Genomic DNA, 17,952 nt, shown 5'->3' on the forward strand with positions numbered 1-17,952 from the left:
CCATTTCAATTGGTTTAAAAATATGACGAACATGAAAAATATGAAAACAATAAGACATCTTCTTCTGTTCTGCTGTGCGATTCTAGGATTAATGGGCAGCTGTGAAATACAAGAAGATTTCAAATATCAGCCGTCTAATGTTGATGGTAAATTAGATGTGGATGCGTGGACGTATATCCAACAGCATGATTCGCTGTCTTTCTTACGGCAGGCAATTGCTTACGCAGAAGTTCAGTCTTTATTCCAGAGCTCGGACGCTCGGACGTTCATCTTGCCAAACAATGCGGCATTTAGAGCTTACTTAAAAGAAAACCGATATAGCGACGTAGAAGAGATTCCGCTTCCGATATTACGTAATATATTACGTTATCACGTGGTCAAAGATCGGGTTATTTTTACCGATCCGGCCTTGGCACCAAGTAATCGCCCAATTGCTTACGATACGGAGAATGGTCAGATCATGTATCTTTCACATAATACCAGCTATATAGGGCTTATTAATGAGAGTACTAATGTAGAATGGCAAATTCGTACGTCTAATATAGAGCCGACCAATGGGGTGATCCATATCGTGAATTCGGTTGTCTATTATTCCGCACCAACAGGGGATGCCGAGGCACCGAATCCGAACCTTATTCGGGATACGATTTATGCACTTCATGATTCTTACGTAAATGGACCGCCATCGGCATCACAGAATTTTGGTACTGCTACAACTTTACGGGTCAAAAATGTGACAGGAAATAGTGAAGTAGACCGCCGTGCTTACCTGATGTTTGATTTTAATGATTTTAAGAAAGAAGGGGTGGTTACCGATATGCAATTAAAGATACAGACCGTCTTTACACACGGTAAAGGTGTATTTACCTATTTGTATGATATACCTGGATACAACTGGACAGAAACGGCGATCAATTTCAATAATGCCCAAAAACCTCCTGCAGGAAATAGTCCTGTTGCAAGTTATATGGCAGTTGCCGGACAGCCTTTTGTATTTGATATTACAGATTTCTATAAATCAAATGCAGAACAAGGGCGTGTGACATTTATGCTGGATGCCCAAGCGGGTTCGGACGAAACGACAGACCTTGCTTCAAAAGAACACGACACGATGGATCCACCTATGTTGATTTCCATTTTGGCATCAGGCGAGAGTACGTTGACGCTGGACGCCAATACGGGTATAAATGTATCTAATGGAGGTGTGTTTGTGCTGGACAACGAAGTCTTGGAGGTCAGTGGATCGGCCGCAGCCGATATTGTTTACACGGTTGATGCAATATCACCAAACGGATGGCTAATCAAAGGGGCGAATATACTACGAGCGGGAGATCGATTTACACAGTTAGATATTGACTTGAAAAATATTCTGTTCATTCATGACGGAGAAAACAATGCACCGAGCACGCTACTATTGTCTGCCAGAGATCGGTCTGGAGGGCTTATTGAAGATATAGAGGTGGCTATCAATATACAATAATTAGATAACCGTAAATATTTATGATGTCAAGAAAATTTTATTTCAGTTCGTTATGCTGTATTCTGTTGTGTTTCGGTATGATATGGTTTAATGTATCCTGTTCTAAAGGCGCTGCCAATGAACCAGATCCAGATACCAATACAATAGACCGAATCATCTCTTTTTCAGGCTTTGATTGGATCGTGCGCACGACTGGGGAAGCAAAGCAAGGACCTGGGCCAAATTTGTTTTCCGATACCCAGGAAAATGTATGGGTAGATGAACAGGGACGGTTACATTTGAAAATTGTACAAAAAGGAGGGATATGGTATTGTTCCGGTGTTATTTTACGCCGGAGCATGGGATATGGTAAGTATGTATTTTATATTTCGAGTGATGTGAGCAAGCTGGATAAACAAGTCGTAGCTGGACTGTTTACCTATAAGAACGATAATGAAGAGATTGATATTGAGTTTTCGCGCTGGGGAGTAGCAGACAATCAGGATTCGCAGTTTGCTGTGCAACCATCTGAAAAAGCGGGAAATAAAGAACGTTATGATCTCCATCTATTGGGTATGCAGTCCACACATGCCTTCAATTGGCAACCGAATAAAATTGAATTTATCAGTTTACAAGGGCACGGGCTAACATCCGGTGTTGAAAATATAATACACGAATGGACGTACATGGGAGGAGATATTCCTCCGGAAAACGAAGAACGGTTACGTATGAATTTATGGCTGTTCCGTGGTGTCGCTCCATCGGATTTCAAAGACCAGGAAATAATTATAGAAAAGGTAGAATTTATTAAAAACCCTACTTAGTTTATACGGGTTGATCAAGGAAAGTTTGTATGTAAGCGAACTAGAAGGTGCTTTTAAAATAAATAAAAAGAAGATGTCAGAATATTTGAAGAATGTCCATGTTTTTTCATCTGCTAAGCAGGCGGGTTATGCTGCTGGGCAGGCGATTGAAAAAAAGATTATACAGTTACAGGAGCAGCAGCAGCATATCCGAATGATATTCGCAGCGGCACCCTCACAAGATTATATGCTGGAATACCTTACCCAGTCTGAAAAAATCCAATGGAACAAGATAACAGCGTTTAATATGGATGAGTATGTTGGTCTTGCTGACAACGCTCCGCAGTTGTTTTCTCAATACCTCCAAAGAAATCTTTTTTCGAAAGTAGCACTAGCGGAAAAATATACAATATCGACAAATGGAAACGTTCAAGATGAAATAACGCGTTTTTCTAAGTTGATCGAAAATCATCCTATTGATATTGTATGTTTGGGCATCGGTGAAAATGGCCATCTGGCATTTAATGATCCGCCAGTGGCCGATTTTAATGATCCCGACATGATCAAACTGGTAGATCTGGATATTGTATGTCGGCAACAACAGGTGAATGATGGCTGCTTTTCGAAGCTGGGCGATGTGCCGTTAACAGCTTTGACGTTAACCATACCTACCTTACTACGGGGTAATGCCTTATTTTGCGTTGTCGTAGGAGCACATAAAAAGGAGGCTGTCAAGCAGGCGTTATTTGGTGCTATTGACGCTTCTTGGCCGGCAACGATATTGCGCAAACACTCGAACTGTCAGTATTTTTTCGATAAAGAAGCGTATAGTGAGGTTGCTATCTTGAAGGCTTAGTATTATAGTTGTTGTTAATTCGTGTAATATGAAGAGCAATTTGTTGATATTTAATGGGAAATTAATTGGTCCGGAGGTTATTCAGGAGAATTCCTATCTCTATGTTAAAGATGGTATTATATGCGACATAGGTATCGGAAAACCCGCCCATGTAGATGCAGAAATATTGTCGATCGACGCGAAAGGCTTATATATTTCGCCGGGTTTTATTGATATGCACGTGCACGGTGGTGGAGGACATGATTTTATGGATGGAACAGTGGAAGCCTTTTTGGGTGTAGCAGAGACGCACCTCAGATACGGTACGACTGCTTTATGCCCTACCACGTTGACCAGTACAATGGAAGCGTTGTTTCGGACATTAGATGCTTACAAGGCGGCAAAAGAAATCAATGCCCAAGGCGCACAATTTATAGGCGTTCATTTGGAGGGGCCATACTTTGCTCTTAGCCAAAAAGGCGCGCAGGATCCCAAATACATTCGTCATCCGGATCCTGCGGAATATGAAAGAATCTTGGCATACTCAGATGATATCGTACGATGGAGCGCCGCGCCTGAATTGCCCGGCGCCATAGCGTTCGGCCGATATGTTAAGTCCAAAAATAAGCTATTAGCTTTAGCACATACAGATGCCATATATGAAGAAGTGCAGGCGGCGTTTGATAACGGCTATACGCTGGCTACCCATTTTTATTCTGCGATGTCCGGAATAACGAGGCGAAATGCCTACAGATATGCCGGCGCGATAGAAGCGGGATATTTAATAGACGGGATGGACGTCGAAATTATAGCCGATGGTATTCATGTACCTTCGCCCTTGCTTCGTCTGGTTTTCAAGATTAAAGGTACAGATAGGATAGCTTTAATAACAGACGCCATGCGCGCCGCAGGCATGCCTGAAGGAGAAAGTATATTAGGCGGCAAACAAGAAGGTACAAGGGTTATCGTGGAGGATGGTGTAGCAAAGTTAATGGACAGATCTGCTTTTGCCGGAAGTGTAGCTACGGCAGATCGCTTGGTGCGAACAATGATGCGGGAGGGAAATGTAGCTCTCCTGGATTCGGTGCAAATGATGACATCTACTCCAGCTCGGATTATGGGGCTGGATAAAAAAGGGCATTTGGCGGCAGGTATGGATGCTGATATTGTGTTATTTGATGAGGATATCCGCGTGATGGCTACGATAGTCGCCGGCGAGCTAAAGTATAAGAAAGAGGATTAAACAGGATATTTTTTAATACGTTTTTAAAATTTTATATGGATGAATAAATATATAAGTCTACTTTTTGGAATAGGATTTCTCATCATATCGATGTCATTGTTCGCGCAGAACAATAAGCTTCAGGATTTTAAGGTAAAGGGTTTTCATTTAGACCTCAGGATTCAGGTGATGACCGTACCGGCTTTAAAGGACTTTGCTAAAAAGTTGAAAGATAACGGGTTGAATACGCTAATCATGGAGTGGGAGGCGACTTATCCATTTCAAGATCATCCTCTTATCCCCAATAGATTTGCTTATACGAGAGAAGAGGTTGTGGATTTTATTGCTTATTGCGATTCGTTGGGGCTTGATGTGGTACCTTTGCAACAGAGCTTTGGTCATGTCGAGTATATCCTTCGGCACTATCGGTATAAAGATCTGCGGGAAGATCAAAAAGATTATTCGCAAGTTAATCCACTTCGGGAAGAATTAAACAAAGAACTCTTTACGAGCCTATATACGGATTTGATTTCCACGCACACTTCCGAATATATTCATATCGGTGGAGATGAAACTTATTTATTGGGACATTCTGCTGAATCTAAAAAGAAAGTGGAGACAGTAGGCAAGGGAAGACTCTATGGTGACTATATCAAACTGCTCTGTGATATTGTCGTCAGTCTAGGTAAACGCCCTGTACTCTGGGCAGATATCGCCTTAAAATACCCTGATGCATTGGTGGGTTTACCCAAAGAGACAGTTTTTGTTGATTGGAACTATGGATGGGATATCAATATGTTTGGCAAGCATGACAATTTATTGAAAAGTGGTTTCGAGATATGGGGCGCGCCGTCAATAAGAAGTCATCCAGATAATTATTTTTTGACACAATGGGAAAAACATTTTCATAATATACGGGATTTTATTCCATTGGCCCGTGAATTTGGTTACCAGGGTATGATTATGACTTCTTGGTCTACATCGGGATTGTACTCCCCGCTCTGGGAATCCACCCGCGATATTGTAGATTTATATACGATCCGTCGCGTGTATCCAATTTCAGGATTTAACCTATTGATTGATGCTTACTTTCAGGGCGTTAATCATACCGAAGCATTGGATGTTCATACGTTTGTAACGTCTTATGCGAAACAACAATATGGTTTTGATGATCAGCAGGCCATACGGTTTTGGGAAGCTTTGCGAGCTATACCATATGAAATCAATCAAGGGAAAATCAGTAAAGAAGGGCTTGATATTAACGTTTTATTAGATAGCGCGCAGATCGTTTCAAAAACTTTTTACGAACTACGGCCGCGTAAAAATCCAGAAGAGTTTGAACACTACCGCTTAATGGCTGATATTCGGCTACAATACTTGACGTATATGACCATCGAAATAAGGGCCAATGCATCAAATTTCAAGCAGGAAGATGTACAGGCTTTATTAAAGGAGCTGGAAGCTATCGATACAGCGTCGTTGGACAGACGCTTCGCTGTCCTGAATAGATATTTATTGTATGATGCCGAAATAGCGCAGGAAAATGAATTAAGAAACAGTAAGATCCGGGTACTATATGAGCGCTTGGCCCGGCATAAGCAAAACAAATGACATGTCGTACACAAATAATCAACTGATATCATGGCACAGGACAAGACAGTAGCGGCATCCTCTTTGAGTAAAAGAGATACGATCATCTCCATTACGATCATCGGGATGCTATTCTTTATTTTCGGTTTTGTAACATGGGTCAACGCTATTTTGATACCCTATTTTAAAATAGCTTGTGAACTCAATCATTTTCAGTCATATCTTGTCGCTTTTGCTTTTTATATTGCCTATTTAGTCATGTCATTACCGGCCGGTTATCTCTTGAAAAAGATAGGGTTTAAAAAAGGAATGATGGTGGGCTTTTTTATTATGGCATTGGGTGCAGGGCTTTTTGTTCCAGCCGGATTTTCTCGCGCTTATCCGATCTTCTTGACAGGTCTTTTTACATTGGGCGTTGGATTGTCTATTTTGCAGACCGCTGCAAATCCTTATATTACGATTTTAGGCGATAAAGAGCGGGCAGCACAGCGATTTAGTATTATGGGGATATGCAACAAACTGGCCGGGATTGTCGCCCCGTTGTTGTTTGCTGCTGTGATTCTGCGTTCTTCCGATAACGCGTTATTTGAACAGATTAGTTTAATGCAAGGTCCTGAAAAAGAACAGGTGCTGGATGAACTGATTGCCCGTGTAATTGGGCCTTATGCCGTAGTCGCAACCGTTCTGTTATTGCTTGGTCTCTTCGTTCGTTATTCGCCTTTACCCGAAATCGATACAGAAACAGAAGATGAGCAGATGGCGATATCGAATGCGAGCAAGAATAGTATTCTTGAATTTCCCCATCTCGTATTAGGTGCTTTTGCGATTTTTTTCCATGTCGGATCACAAGTAATTGCCGTGGACAGTATCATTAACTATGTTGCCAGTACAGGAATTCCTTTTTTGGAAGCCAAAGTGTTTCCTTCCTATACATTGACGGCTACTATTATTGGATATCTGTTGGGAATAGCATTTATCCCGAAATTTATGAGTCAATTGACGGCTTTAAGGGTTTGTACTGTCTCTGGATTGATCTTGAGTATGCTGGTTATATTGGTGGAAGGCAAGATACATTTATTAGGGCACGATACCGATGTTTCTGTTTGGTTCATCGTGTTATTGGGGTTTGCCAATTCGATGATCTGGGCCGGAGTCTGGCCTTTGGCGCTGGATAATTTGGGACGGTTCATCAAGATAGGAGCCTCTCTATTGATTATGGGGCTGTGTGGAAATGCGATTATGCCTTTAATATACGGGTATCTGGCGGATACGCATGGATTGAAAGAGGCCTATTGGGTATTGGTTCCCTGCTACCTGTATTTGATATTCTATGCCTATCGTGGATTTAAATTGAAAACCTGGAAAAAATAATAAAATTGAATTTAATAACAAGATATTATATGAAAAAGCACGCGATCTTAGTCATTATTGTTCTGTTTGGTATAATGGCAGGAAATCTATCTTATGCGCAGTCGCAAATCAATATCACACCTTATCCGAACACTGTTGTACGACAGGAGGGATTCGTTGATTTAAATAGAGCGGTCAATATCAGCGGTAATTCCAGCCAAAATGGTTATTTACAAAAGCTACTTGCTGAACGGGGAATTCGTGTAAAGAAGGATAAAAAGAGCTATCCGATTTACTTGCAATTAACAAACGATACATCGGAAAATAACGAATCATATGCATTATCGGTGACCCAAGATAAAATAGAAATAAAAGCGCAGACGGAGACGGGTCTATTTTACGGAATGCAAAGTTTAAACCAGTTATTATTGGAGTCTATTCAACTCCCGCTTTTAACGATTAAGGATACGCCTGCATTTAAATGGCGTGCTTTTATGTTGGACGAATCCCGTCACTTTCATGGCGCACAGGCCGTGAAGGATATTTTGGACGAAATGGCTCTTTTGAAACTGAATACGTTTCATTGGCATTTAACGAACGATCAGGGCTGGCGCATTGAAATCAAGAAGTATCCATTATTGACTGAAATTGGTTCGAAGAGAGATTCTACGCAGATCGGTACATGGCCAACCGGGACGAAAAGTACAGTGTATGATAGGAAGCCTTATGGGGGATTTTATACACAGGAACAAATAAAGGATATCATACAATATGCGGCGGAACGGCACATCACAATTGTGCCGGAAATAGCGATGCCGGGACATGCGAGCGCAGCCATTGCCGCATATCCGTGGTTGGGTGTCAAGAAAGACACGATTATTAGCGTCCCGGCAAAATTTGGTGTCATGTATGATATCTTTGATGTGAGTGATGAGCGGGTCAGAAACTTTCTAAAGGACGTACTGGAAGAAACCATGGCTCTATTTCCTTCAAAAGTTATTCATATTGGTGGGGATGAGGTTCGTCATAACCAATGGAAGGAATCGAAAAAGGTAAATGACTTTATGAAAGAAAACGATATTGCTTCCTACGCCGAGCTTCAGGTTTGGTTTACAAATGAGATTTCAAGGTTTGTAGAGCGTAAAGGAAAGCGCGTAATGGGCTGGAATGAAATCATGGGCGTTAAGCTACATGATTATGTTAACAGTGATGATGTTTTGGTTAAACAGCCGTTAGCTAAAAATGCAATTGTACACTTTTGGAAAGGGGATGTTGACTTAATTACTGACGCCGTAAAAAAGGGACACGATGTCGTGAATTCCTATCATAATTATACTTATCTAGATTACGATTATAACAAAATACCACTTTCGAAGTCGTATAGCTTCGAACCGATACCAGCAGGACTTCCTTTGGAATATCAGGATAGGATATTGGGTTTAGGATGTCAGATGTGGAGTGAATGGACTCCCACGGTAACAGCTATTAATGAGCATATTTATCCGAGATTGGCTGCATATGCCGAGGTGGGGTGGACTCGTCTTGAAAACAAGGATTTTCAACGCTTTGAAAAAAATATACAGACGCTAATTACCTATTGGAATGCTAAGGGCTTATGTCAGATTAGCGAATCTATCGGCTCCAGATGAAAGCAGAACAGTCACGCTTATGATGACGCATCCAAATGAATGTAAGATATTCACTATATTTCCTCTATAAAATAGCCCTTTATTGCAGAGGAGAGCGAAATAAATTCATTTTATATTATGCGCAATTAAATTGCATATAAAAATGAATTTATTTAGGTTTGATTTTCCGTATTAGCATAATACACTATATATGAAAAAGGGTGAAAAAGAACTTGTTGGTGTAAAAGAAATTGCACGTAGGGCAAACGTTTCTATTGCAACCGTGGATAGGGTGTTAAACAATAGATCGGGTGTATCGGAGAAAACCAAACAAAAGATCAACGAGATTATTAAAGAGCTGGATTATAAACCCAATATTCTAGCTAGAAGATTGGCATCATCCAAAACAATGAATCTGTATACGCTTATTCCAGAAGTTTCTGAGGAAACGGATTATTGGACCGTGCCATTACAGGGAATAATACAGGCAGAAAATGAGATTATGCTTTATAATGTCAAAATTGAAAAATTGTTTTATGACATGAACAATAAAGACTCGTTCGTGAAACAAACAGAAATAATCTTGAGATCCGAATCTGTAGATGGTGTTTTAATCGCCCCGGCATTTATAGAAGAAGCTATAACGTTTACAGATGCGTGCCAAAAAAGGAAGATTCCGTTTGTATTTATGAACTCAAATATTCCGAACAGGAAGAATCTCAGCTATTTCGGGCCAGATCTTTTTTATAGTGGGTATACGGCGGCACATTTGGTAGATTACTTAGTAGGCGAGTCGGATCAGATATTGTTAATGAACATAGCCAAAGATATTGAATCGGATTATCATATCCTTAAAAAAGAAGAAGGTTTTACGAAATATTTTAACGCAAATAACTCGAGCAGAATCATAAAACGAAATCTGTATGATACCGATTATCAATCGGTTAAGAAGTCTGTTGCGGCTGCATTAAAAGGTTATCCAGACATACGGTTGATCTTTGTGACGAACTCGCGGGTTTCATTAGTAGCAAGATACCTGTTAGAAAAGAAAAAAGAAGATATTCTATTGGTAGGGTACGATTTTCTGCAACGCAATATTGATTTTCTCAATAAAGGTGTGATTGATTTCTTAATCTGTGAAAAACCACAGGAACAAGCTTATCGTGGGGTAAAAGCGCTATATCGATACCTTATGTTTGAAGAAAAACAGGAAAAGGAATATTTTATGCCTATCGATATCATTCATCGGGAGAATCAACGATTCTATCGTAACTAATTGTTTCCTTTAATCGCGAAATACTTTCCGTTATCTTCGTAAGTCAATATGAAGTTTACCTTGCTCTTTTCCAAAGATTTAAACTTTAGAAAAGAGCAAGATTCTCATTAAAGCACTACACGACCTGGATATGCTGCTAAGGCTTTTTCGAGACAGGCCAACGCATGGCGTAAATCTTCCTGTTTAAGTACATAGGCCAAACGTACTTGGTCAGTTCCGACATTTGGTGTGCTGTAAAATCCGGTCGCCGGAGCCATCATGACCGTTTCGTTGTTGTACGAAAATTCTTCTAATATCCATTGACAAAACCTATCTGCATTATCAATAGGAAGTTGAGCTACTACATAAAATGCTCCTCCGGGAACCGGACAAAAGACACCTTCTATCTTGTTTAACCCCTCAACAAGGGTGTTGCGACGGGCTGTATATTCTTTAGATACAGCTTCGAAATAGCTGTCCGGTGTATCTACTGCTGCTTCAGCAGCAATCTGTCCTTCCAAAGACGGACTTAAACGTGTTTGAGCAAATTTAAGAGCCGTCTGATACAATTCTTTGTTTTTGGTGATTAAGCAGCCTATGCGCGCACCGCATGCCGAGTACCGTTTGGACACGGTGTCGATAATGACCACATGTTGTTCAAGACCTGCCAAGTGCATGGGTGAAATAAATGTATTTCCATCATAGCAAAACTCGCGATAAGCTTCGTCTGCAAATAGATACAGATCATATTTTAGACACAATGCTTTCAGAGATTCTAATTCTTCGCGTGAGTAGAGATAACCTGTAGGATTATTGGGGTTACAGATTGCAATTGCACGCGTCTTATTGGTAATTAGTTTTTCAAATTCCGCAATCGGTGGTAAAGCAAAGCCCGTTTCTATATAAGATAGGATCGGTTTTACTATAGCGTCTGCTGCACAGGCAAATCCATTATAATTTGCGTAAAATGGTTCGGGAATGATAATTTCATCGCCGGAACTAAGGCAGCTTTGCATCGCTATAGTAAGGGCCTCTGATCCACCGTTGGTTACCAAAATATCTGTCGGCGAGATGTTGTAACCCAATTTGTTGTAATACGTCGCCAATTTCTCCCGATACGAAGCAATACCTTCTGATGCGGTGTACGCCCATATCGTGAAATCGATGTCTTTTAAAGCATTTATCATGACTTCTGGCGTTTCGATATCGGGCTGTCCTATATTTAAATGATATACTTTCTTCCCTTCTTTTTTGGCTTGTTCTGCAAAAGGCGTAAGCTTTCTAATGGGAGAAGCGGGCATATCCAAGCCCCTTTTTGATATTTCTGGCATTACCTTGTACGTTTTTAAGTATACTGCAAAACTAATAAAAAAAGCCGTCAATTGACGGCTTTGCTTAATCTATAATCTTCTCTCCAGAGGGAAGAAGAGTTATTCTACATTTCCTTTAATTGTTAATGTTTTTATAGGCGTCTTTGTGTTGGACTTAATGGTGAATTGCTTCGTGAAAGGTCCTGTGGCTGCCGCATTATAGGTTACCGTTACGGTACCCCCCTCTCCAGGTTTAACTGGAGTCTTCGTGAATTCAGCCACAGAGCACCCACAAGAAGGTTTTACTTCGTTGATAATAATCGGGGCGTCACCCGTATTCGAAAACTTAAAATTATATGATGCTGGCTTATTTTGGGGAATAGTTCCAAAATCATGGGTTTCATTTTCAAATTTGAATTCACCAATAGCGGTAGTCATCGACATAAAACCAATGATAGCTATAAACGTTGCCAATATTCCTAATGTTCTTTTCTTCATCTTACTAATACTTTAACCTCCATGATAATTATCAAAAGATACGCCAAAGTTACAAATAGCACAAAGTATATAGGCTTATTTCTTAGAAATAAACAAAAATATTACAGAAATAACTAAATAATGCCCTCTTTCAACAGATCCTGTATATGGATAATACCGGCGTAATGGTTCTCTTGAATAACCAGCAGTTGCGATATATTGTGTTGTCGCATACTATGGAGGGCATCTGCTGCTAGTGCTTCTCTTTTTATTGCTTTTGGGTGTCGTGTCATCATGTCATTTGCCGTTAAATGTGCTAGATCTTCATATTTTTCGAGCATTCTACGGATGTCGCCATCGGTGATGATGCCTACAACCTTGTCTGCATCAATGACAGCAGTCGCGCCTAAACGATACTTCGTAATCGTAATGAGTACTTCCCGTACGCTTGCCGACGGAGAAACTTCGGGTTTGCCATTATGGTCAGACAGGTCGCTGACTTTTAAATATAACTGTTTTCCGAGAGCACCTCCAGGGTGATATTTAGCAAAATCGCGGTCTGAAAACTGGCGGCATGTTTGTAGGCAAACGGCTAAGGCATCTCCCATGGCTAGTTGTGCTGTTGTGCTTGTCGTAGGAGCCAAGTTATTCGGACAAGCTTCTCGTTCAACAGAAGTGTTCAAAATAAAATTTGCGTGGTGTGCTAAAAAAGAATCCATATTACCTGCCATAGCAACTAGCGTATTGCCCGTCTGCTTCAAAAATGGTACTAATACTTTAATTTCAGGCGTATTTCCACTTTTAGAGAGGGCAATAATAAGATCATGTTTCTGGATGATACCTAGGTCGCCATGAATGGCGTCAGCTGCGTGCATGAAAATGGCAGGTGTACCGGTAGAATTAAAGGTGGCTACTATTTTTTGTGCAATGATAGCACTCTTACCAATGCCTGTTACAATAATTCTACCCTGTAGATCTAATATTTGATTAACAACCTTAATGAAATCGTCATCAATGAATTGTGCAAGGTTATGAATTGCCGCGGCCTCTAGTTCTAATGTGTCTATTGCAGTCTTTTTGATATCGATGTTGTGTATCACAGAAAAAATAGTTAATTTTATTTTAATTAACTACAAAAGTAGGTTATTTAGCGCTCAAATGAGCCACGGATCCATCTAATTTTTGTCTTGAGGTCAATGGAAATAGAAAAATCACTATTTGACAATTTGCAGGAGTTTTTCGGCTTTGATACCTTTAAGGGGGATCAAGAAGCCATAATAACGAATATATTGAATAAAAAAGATACGTTTGTTATTATGCCTACGGGGGGAGGGAAATCCATCTGTTATCAATTGCCGGCGCTGATGAGCGAGGGTACGGCCATTGTCATCTCGCCGCTTATTGCACTTATGAAGAATCAAGTAGATCAACTAAGGGCGTTCGGTGGGAATGATAGCATTGCACATTTTTTAAACTCCTCACTTAATAAGGGAGAGATTACAAAAGTTAAAAAGGATGTAACAGAGGGTAAAACGAAGTTGCTCTATGTAGCACCAGAATCGTTGGCAAAAGAAGAAAATGCACTTTTTTTACGGCAGATTAAGGTTTCTTTCGTGGCTGTAGACGAAGCCCATTGTATATCAGAATGGGGACACGATTTTCGTCCAGAATACCGCAAGATAAGACAAGTTATTAATGCTCTCGGGGAAAATATTCCTATCATCGCTTTAACAGCAACCGCTACACCGAAGGTGCAATCGGATATTCGCAAAAATTTACAGATGAATAACGCGACGCTGTTTAAATCTTCTTTTAATCGGTCAAACTTATATTACGAGGTCAGACCTAAAAAGAATGTTGTAAAAGAAATTGTGAAGTTTATTCGGAACAATGCTGGAAAAACGGGCATTATATACTGTCTCAGCCGCAAAAAAGTGGAAGAGGTCGCGGAAGTTCTTAATATCAATGGAATAAAGGCATTACCATATCATGCGGGGTTGGATGCGAAAACCAGAGCAGATACACAAGACAAGTTTCTGATGGAAGATGTCGAAGTTATTGTAGCAACTATAGCGTTTGGGATGGGGATAGACAAACCGGATGTTCGATATGTCATTCATCATGATATCCCCAAATCAATGGAAGGATATTATCAGGAAACCGGCCGTGCTGGGCGTGATGGGGGCGAAGGTATTTGTTTAGCATTCTATTCTGAAAAGGATATAGAGAAGCTCACCAAATTCATGAAAGACAAGCCTGTTTCCGAACGAGAGATCGGTACGCAAATATTAAAAGAAGTTATAGATTATTCAGAATCGTCCGTATGTCGTCGAAAACAGATTTTACATTATTTTGGTGAACAGTTTGATGAAACAGGTTGCAATAACATGTGCGACAACTGTCGTACATCGAAAACCTATTTTGATGCCGAGGAAAATTTACTGGAAATACTGCGTTTTATAGAGAAAGAAGGAGAGAAGTTTGATGATCATCATATCATTAATGTGATGATTGGACAAAATAATCAACCGGTATCTTCTTATAAGCATGATCTACATCCTTTGTTCGGAAAAGGTAAAAGTTTAGGTGTAAATTACTGGAAATCATTGATTCGACAAGCCGAATTAAACAATTTCCTGAAGAAGGATATTGATCATTATGGTTTGCTTACGCTTACTGAGCATGGTCAGAGATATTTAGCTAATCCTTATAGCATTAAATTTATTCTAAATAGAATAATGGAAAAGGCGGATGAGGATGGTACGGAGGAACTGGTACAAGGATCTGGAACATTGGACACGGAATTGCTGAAAATGTTGAAAGATCTAAGGAAGAAAATAGCAAAGCAGAAATCCCTGCCACCCTTTGTGATATTTCAAGACCCATCACTGGACGAAATGTGTACACACTATCCGGTTAGTTTGGATGAGCTAAAGCAAATGCATGGTGTGGGGGCAGGCAAAGCCCTTAAGTTTGGAAAACCATTTGTCGAGTTGATTAAGCAATATGTGGATGACAACGATATCGACCGGCCGTTGGATCTTGTCATTAAGAGCACAGCAAATAAATCGGCATTAAAAGTTTCCATTATACAAAATATAGATCGAAAGATTGGTTTAGAAGACATAGCCTCCGCTAAGGGAATCAGTTATGAAGATTTGCTTAAAGAAGTGGAGTCTATTGTCAACTCTGGCACAAAGCTTAATCTTGGATATTTTGTGGATGAAATGATTGATAGTGATCGTCAAGAAGAAGTATATGATTACTTCCGTACGGCCGAGGTCGATTCTATCCAGGAGGCGTTAAAAGAACTTGGTGAAGATGATTATACGTATGAAGATATCCAATTAATGCGGATTAAATTCATGTCTGAATTAGGAAATTAATAACCAAATATATGATTCAACAATATTTACCTACCATTAAACACGGGGAGTCTACCTGTTTTTTTCTAATGGCGGGGCCTTGTGCTATTGAGGGAGAGGACATAGCTTTGCGTATTGCAGAACGGATTGTGCAGATTACGGATAAATATCAGATTCCATACATCTTCAAAGGATCTTATCGAAAAGCCAATCGTTCACGTTCAGATTCTTTTACAGGAATAGGAGACGAGAAAGCGTTAAAAATACTGGAAAAGGTCGGGCAAACATTTGGCGTTCCGACAGTAACAGATATACATGAGAGCCAAGAGGCGGCTATTGCTGCAGCTTATGTTGACGTGCTACAGATACCGGCATTTTTATGCAGACAAACGGAATTGCTGGTTGCCGCAGCAGATACTGGTAAGGTCATTAATATTAAAAAAGGACAGTTTTTATCTGCAGCGTCGATGAAATTTGCTGTCGATAAAGTAAAAGATGCCGGCAACGAAAAGGTGTTTCTGACCGATAGGGGAAATACATTTGGATATCAAGATTTGATTGTGGATTTTCGCGGATTGCCAGAAATGCGTGCTTTTGGTGTGCCGACGGTGATGGATTGTACACATTCGCTACAACAACCTAATCAAACATCGGGTGTTACCGGTGGAAAACCGGAGCTTATTGAAACGATCGCTAAAGCAGCCATTGCTGTAGGGGCAGACGGATTATTTATAGAGACACATCCCGATCCAGCAAATGCGAAATCGGATGGAGCAAATATGCTACACTTGGATTTGCTGGAAGGCTTGCTCGAGAAATTAGTTCGGATCCGCGAAGCGGTTTTGTGAAGTGTAGAAAAAAATTAGAGCGTTGAGGTATTAGAAAGGTCCAACTTTCTAATACCTCAACGCTCTAACAAATTATAAATTAATTTTTTATAATAAACTTATGGTCGCCTTCGACAACAATGTTAATCAGGTTCTTTTGGCGTAAACTTTTTGTCGCTGTATCCCATTTTTTTCCACTCAATCCGGTTGCCTGCTTCACGTCTGCCAAGATATTGCGTTCTTCCGTAAGTTGTGCCAATAATAGCTTTTCATCCTCCGTCAATTCTATAATGGCTTCTTTTTTCTCCGGGCGCATCTGTGGGAAAAAGAGTACTTCCTGAATAGAAGCGTTATTGGTTAGGAACATAATCAAACGATCCATACCAATGCCAAGTCCCGAAGTAGGCGGCATACCATATTCCAACGCGCGTAAGAAATCTTGATCGATGAACATCGCTTCATCGTCTCCTTTTTCAGAAAGACGAAGTTGTTCTTCAAAACGTTCACGTTGATCTATGGGGTCGTTTAATTCCGAATAAGCATTGGCAATTTCTTTTCCACATACCATGAGTTCGAAACGTTCCGTCAATTCCGGATTGTTCCGGTGTTTTTTGGTTAACGGCGACATTTCGATAGGGTAATCTGTAATAAATGTAGGCTGAATATAATTACCTTCGCATTTCTCTCCGAAAATTTCATCAATCAGTTTACCTTTTCCCATCGTATCATCAACCGCGACACCCATGTTTTTTGCAGCTTCACGAATTTCTTCTTCTGTTTTTCCTAAGATATCAAAGCCTGTGAATTCTTTGATGGCATCTGCCATGGTTATGCGTTTGTAGGGCGCTTTGAAATCGATTTCGTGATTTCCGAAAGTAGCTTTGGTTGTTCCATTGACAGCAAGCGCACAATGTTCGAGTAAGCGTTCCGTAAAGCTCATCATCCAGTTGTAGTCCTTGTACGCTACGTATATCTCCATCGCGGTAAATTCCGGATTGTGCGTACGATCCATTCCCTCATTACGAAAGTTTTTCGAAAACTCATATACCCCGTCGTAACCGCCTACAATAAGCCGCTTTAAATAAAGTTCGTTTGCAATACGTAAATATAGTGGAATATCTAATGCATTGTGATGCGTCATAAATGGGCGTGCTGCGGCACCTCCCGGGATGGATTGAAGAACAGGTGTCTCCACCTCCATGTAGCCTGCATCGTTGAAGAACGTCCGCATGGCATTAAATAATTTAGTTCGTTTGACGAATATTTCCCGGTTTTGTGGATTAACGATTAAGTCGACATAACGCATGCGGTAGCGTTGCTCCGGATCGGTAAATGCATCATACGTTTTACCATCTGCTTCTTTCACAATAGGTAAAGGACGCAATGATTTCGTCAATATGGTGAGCTTTTCGACATGGATGGAGATTTCGCCAGTTTGGGTCGTGAAAACATATCCGTCAATGCCGACGATATCACCGATATCCAATAGCTTCTTAAAAACGGTATTATATAAGGTTTTGTCTTCACCTAGACATATGTCGTCCCGTTTTACGTAAGCCTGAATACGTCCCGTAGCATCCTGCAATTCCATAAACGATGCGCTCCCCATAATACGGCGGCTCATCATTCGTCCGGCAAAACGGATGTTTTTATAATTTAATTTATCTCTTTCGTAATTTTCCAGAATATCTGCAGCAGAGACATTTACTTTAAACTCATCCGCTGGATAAGGGTTAACACCTAAGTCGATAAGGGCTTGAAGGTTTAGTCTACGCTGTTGTTCCTGTTCTGATAATACAGTGCTCATGTTGATGATTCAAAGTGCTAAATG

The 17,952-nt window shown here is 40.4% G+C and carries 14 protein-coding genes; 10 read left to right on the forward strand and 4 right to left on the reverse strand.

Going from position 1 to position 17,952, the window contains the following annotated elements; all coding sequences use genetic code 11:
* Positions 1 to 40: 40 nt before the first annotated feature.
* The 8 genes from H8B06_RS04660 (at position 41) to H8B06_RS04695 (ending at position 10,163) form a co-directional block, all read left to right on the forward strand.
* On the forward strand, positions 41 to 1,480 hold the full coding sequence (locus H8B06_RS04660; protein ID WP_223857476.1) for a CBM96 family carbohydrate-binding protein: 1,440 nt from the start codon (positions 41 to 43) through the stop codon (positions 1,478 to 1,480).
* 20 nt (positions 1,481 to 1,500) lie between these two features.
* Entirely contained in the window at positions 1,501 to 2,283 is a 783-nt protein-coding gene (locus tag H8B06_RS04665) for a glycoside hydrolase family 16 protein (protein WP_223857477.1), read from the forward strand.
* Positions 2,284 to 2,356: 73 nt separating this feature from the next.
* Complete coding sequence (locus H8B06_RS04670) at positions 2,357 to 3,118, forward strand: 6-phosphogluconolactonase (RefSeq protein ID WP_190993149.1); 762 nt, start codon at positions 2,357 to 2,359, stop codon at positions 3,116 to 3,118.
* 28 nt (positions 3,119 to 3,146) lie between these two features.
* Positions 3,147 to 4,340 carry an N-acetylglucosamine-6-phosphate deacetylase gene (nagA, locus tag H8B06_RS04675; protein ID WP_190993150.1) on the forward strand — a complete coding sequence of 398 codons (1,194 nt, stop codon included), beginning with the start codon at positions 3,147 to 3,149 and terminating at the stop codon, positions 4,338 to 4,340.
* 39 nt (positions 4,341 to 4,379) lie between these two features.
* Positions 4,380 to 5,930 (forward strand): beta-N-acetylhexosaminidase, encoded by a 1,551-nt coding sequence (locus H8B06_RS04680; protein WP_190993151.1) that lies wholly within the window; start codon positions 4,380 to 4,382, stop codon positions 5,928 to 5,930.
* Between the two features lie 30 nt (positions 5,931 to 5,960).
* A complete protein-coding gene (locus H8B06_RS04685; RefSeq protein ID WP_190993152.1) occupies positions 5,961 to 7,280 on the forward strand; it encodes a sugar MFS transporter in 1,320 nt (439 codons plus the stop codon).
* 29 nt (positions 7,281 to 7,309) lie between these two features.
* Positions 7,310 to 8,908, forward strand: a complete 1,599-nt coding sequence (locus H8B06_RS04690) for a beta-N-acetylhexosaminidase (RefSeq protein WP_190993153.1) — start codon at positions 7,310 to 7,312, stop codon at positions 8,906 to 8,908.
* Between the two features lie 190 nt (positions 8,909 to 9,098).
* Complete coding sequence (locus tag H8B06_RS04695; RefSeq protein ID WP_190993154.1) at positions 9,099 to 10,163, forward strand: LacI family DNA-binding transcriptional regulator; 1,065 nt, start codon at positions 9,099 to 9,101, stop codon at positions 10,161 to 10,163.
* Positions 10,164 to 10,270: 107 nt separating this feature from the next.
* Here the strand turns inward: H8B06_RS04695 and H8B06_RS04700 are convergent, their stop codons facing one another.
* The 3 genes from H8B06_RS04700 to H8B06_RS04710 all read right to left on the reverse strand — a co-directional run bounded on the left by H8B06_RS04700 (position 10,271) and on the right by H8B06_RS04710 (position 13,026).
* The gene (locus H8B06_RS04700; protein ID WP_190993155.1) at positions 10,271 to 11,473 is read right to left on the reverse strand and encodes a pyridoxal phosphate-dependent aminotransferase; all 1,203 of its coding nucleotides are present in this window, start codon (positions 11,471 to 11,473) and stop codon (positions 10,271 to 10,273) included.
* 99 nt (positions 11,474 to 11,572) lie between these two features.
* Complete coding sequence (locus tag H8B06_RS04705) at positions 11,573 to 11,950, reverse strand: DUF1573 domain-containing protein (RefSeq protein WP_130139783.1); 378 nt, start codon at positions 11,948 to 11,950, stop codon at positions 11,573 to 11,575.
* A gap of 113 nt (positions 11,951 to 12,063) precedes the next feature.
* Positions 12,064 to 13,026 carry a KpsF/GutQ family sugar-phosphate isomerase gene (locus H8B06_RS04710; RefSeq protein ID WP_394370017.1) on the reverse strand — a complete coding sequence of 321 codons (963 nt, stop codon included), beginning with the start codon at positions 13,024 to 13,026 and terminating at the stop codon, positions 12,064 to 12,066.
* A gap of 99 nt (positions 13,027 to 13,125) precedes the next feature.
* On the opposite strand from H8B06_RS04710, the gene recQ reads away from it, so the two are divergent.
* Together recQ and kdsA are read left to right on the forward strand one after the other, a co-directional pair.
* Entirely contained in the window at positions 13,126 to 15,315 is a 2,190-nt protein-coding gene (recQ, locus tag H8B06_RS04715; RefSeq protein ID WP_190993157.1) for a DNA helicase RecQ, read from the forward strand.
* An 11-nt stretch (positions 15,316 to 15,326) separates the two neighbouring features.
* Complete coding sequence (gene kdsA / locus H8B06_RS04720; protein ID WP_190993158.1) at positions 15,327 to 16,142, forward strand: 3-deoxy-8-phosphooctulonate synthase; 816 nt, start codon at positions 15,327 to 15,329, stop codon at positions 16,140 to 16,142.
* Positions 16,143 to 16,221: 79 nt separating this feature from the next.
* On the opposite strand, the gene lysS is transcribed toward kdsA, so the two are convergent.
* Complete coding sequence (lysS, locus tag H8B06_RS04725) at positions 16,222 to 17,928, reverse strand: lysine--tRNA ligase (RefSeq protein ID WP_190993159.1); 1,707 nt, start codon at positions 17,926 to 17,928, stop codon at positions 16,222 to 16,224.
* Positions 17,929 to 17,952: the final 24 nt, after the last annotated feature.

The sequence above is a fragment of the Sphingobacterium micropteri genome (genome assembly GCF_014692515.1).
Taxonomy (GTDB): Bacteria; Bacteroidota; Bacteroidia; order Sphingobacteriales; family Sphingobacteriaceae; genus Sphingobacterium; species Sphingobacterium micropteri.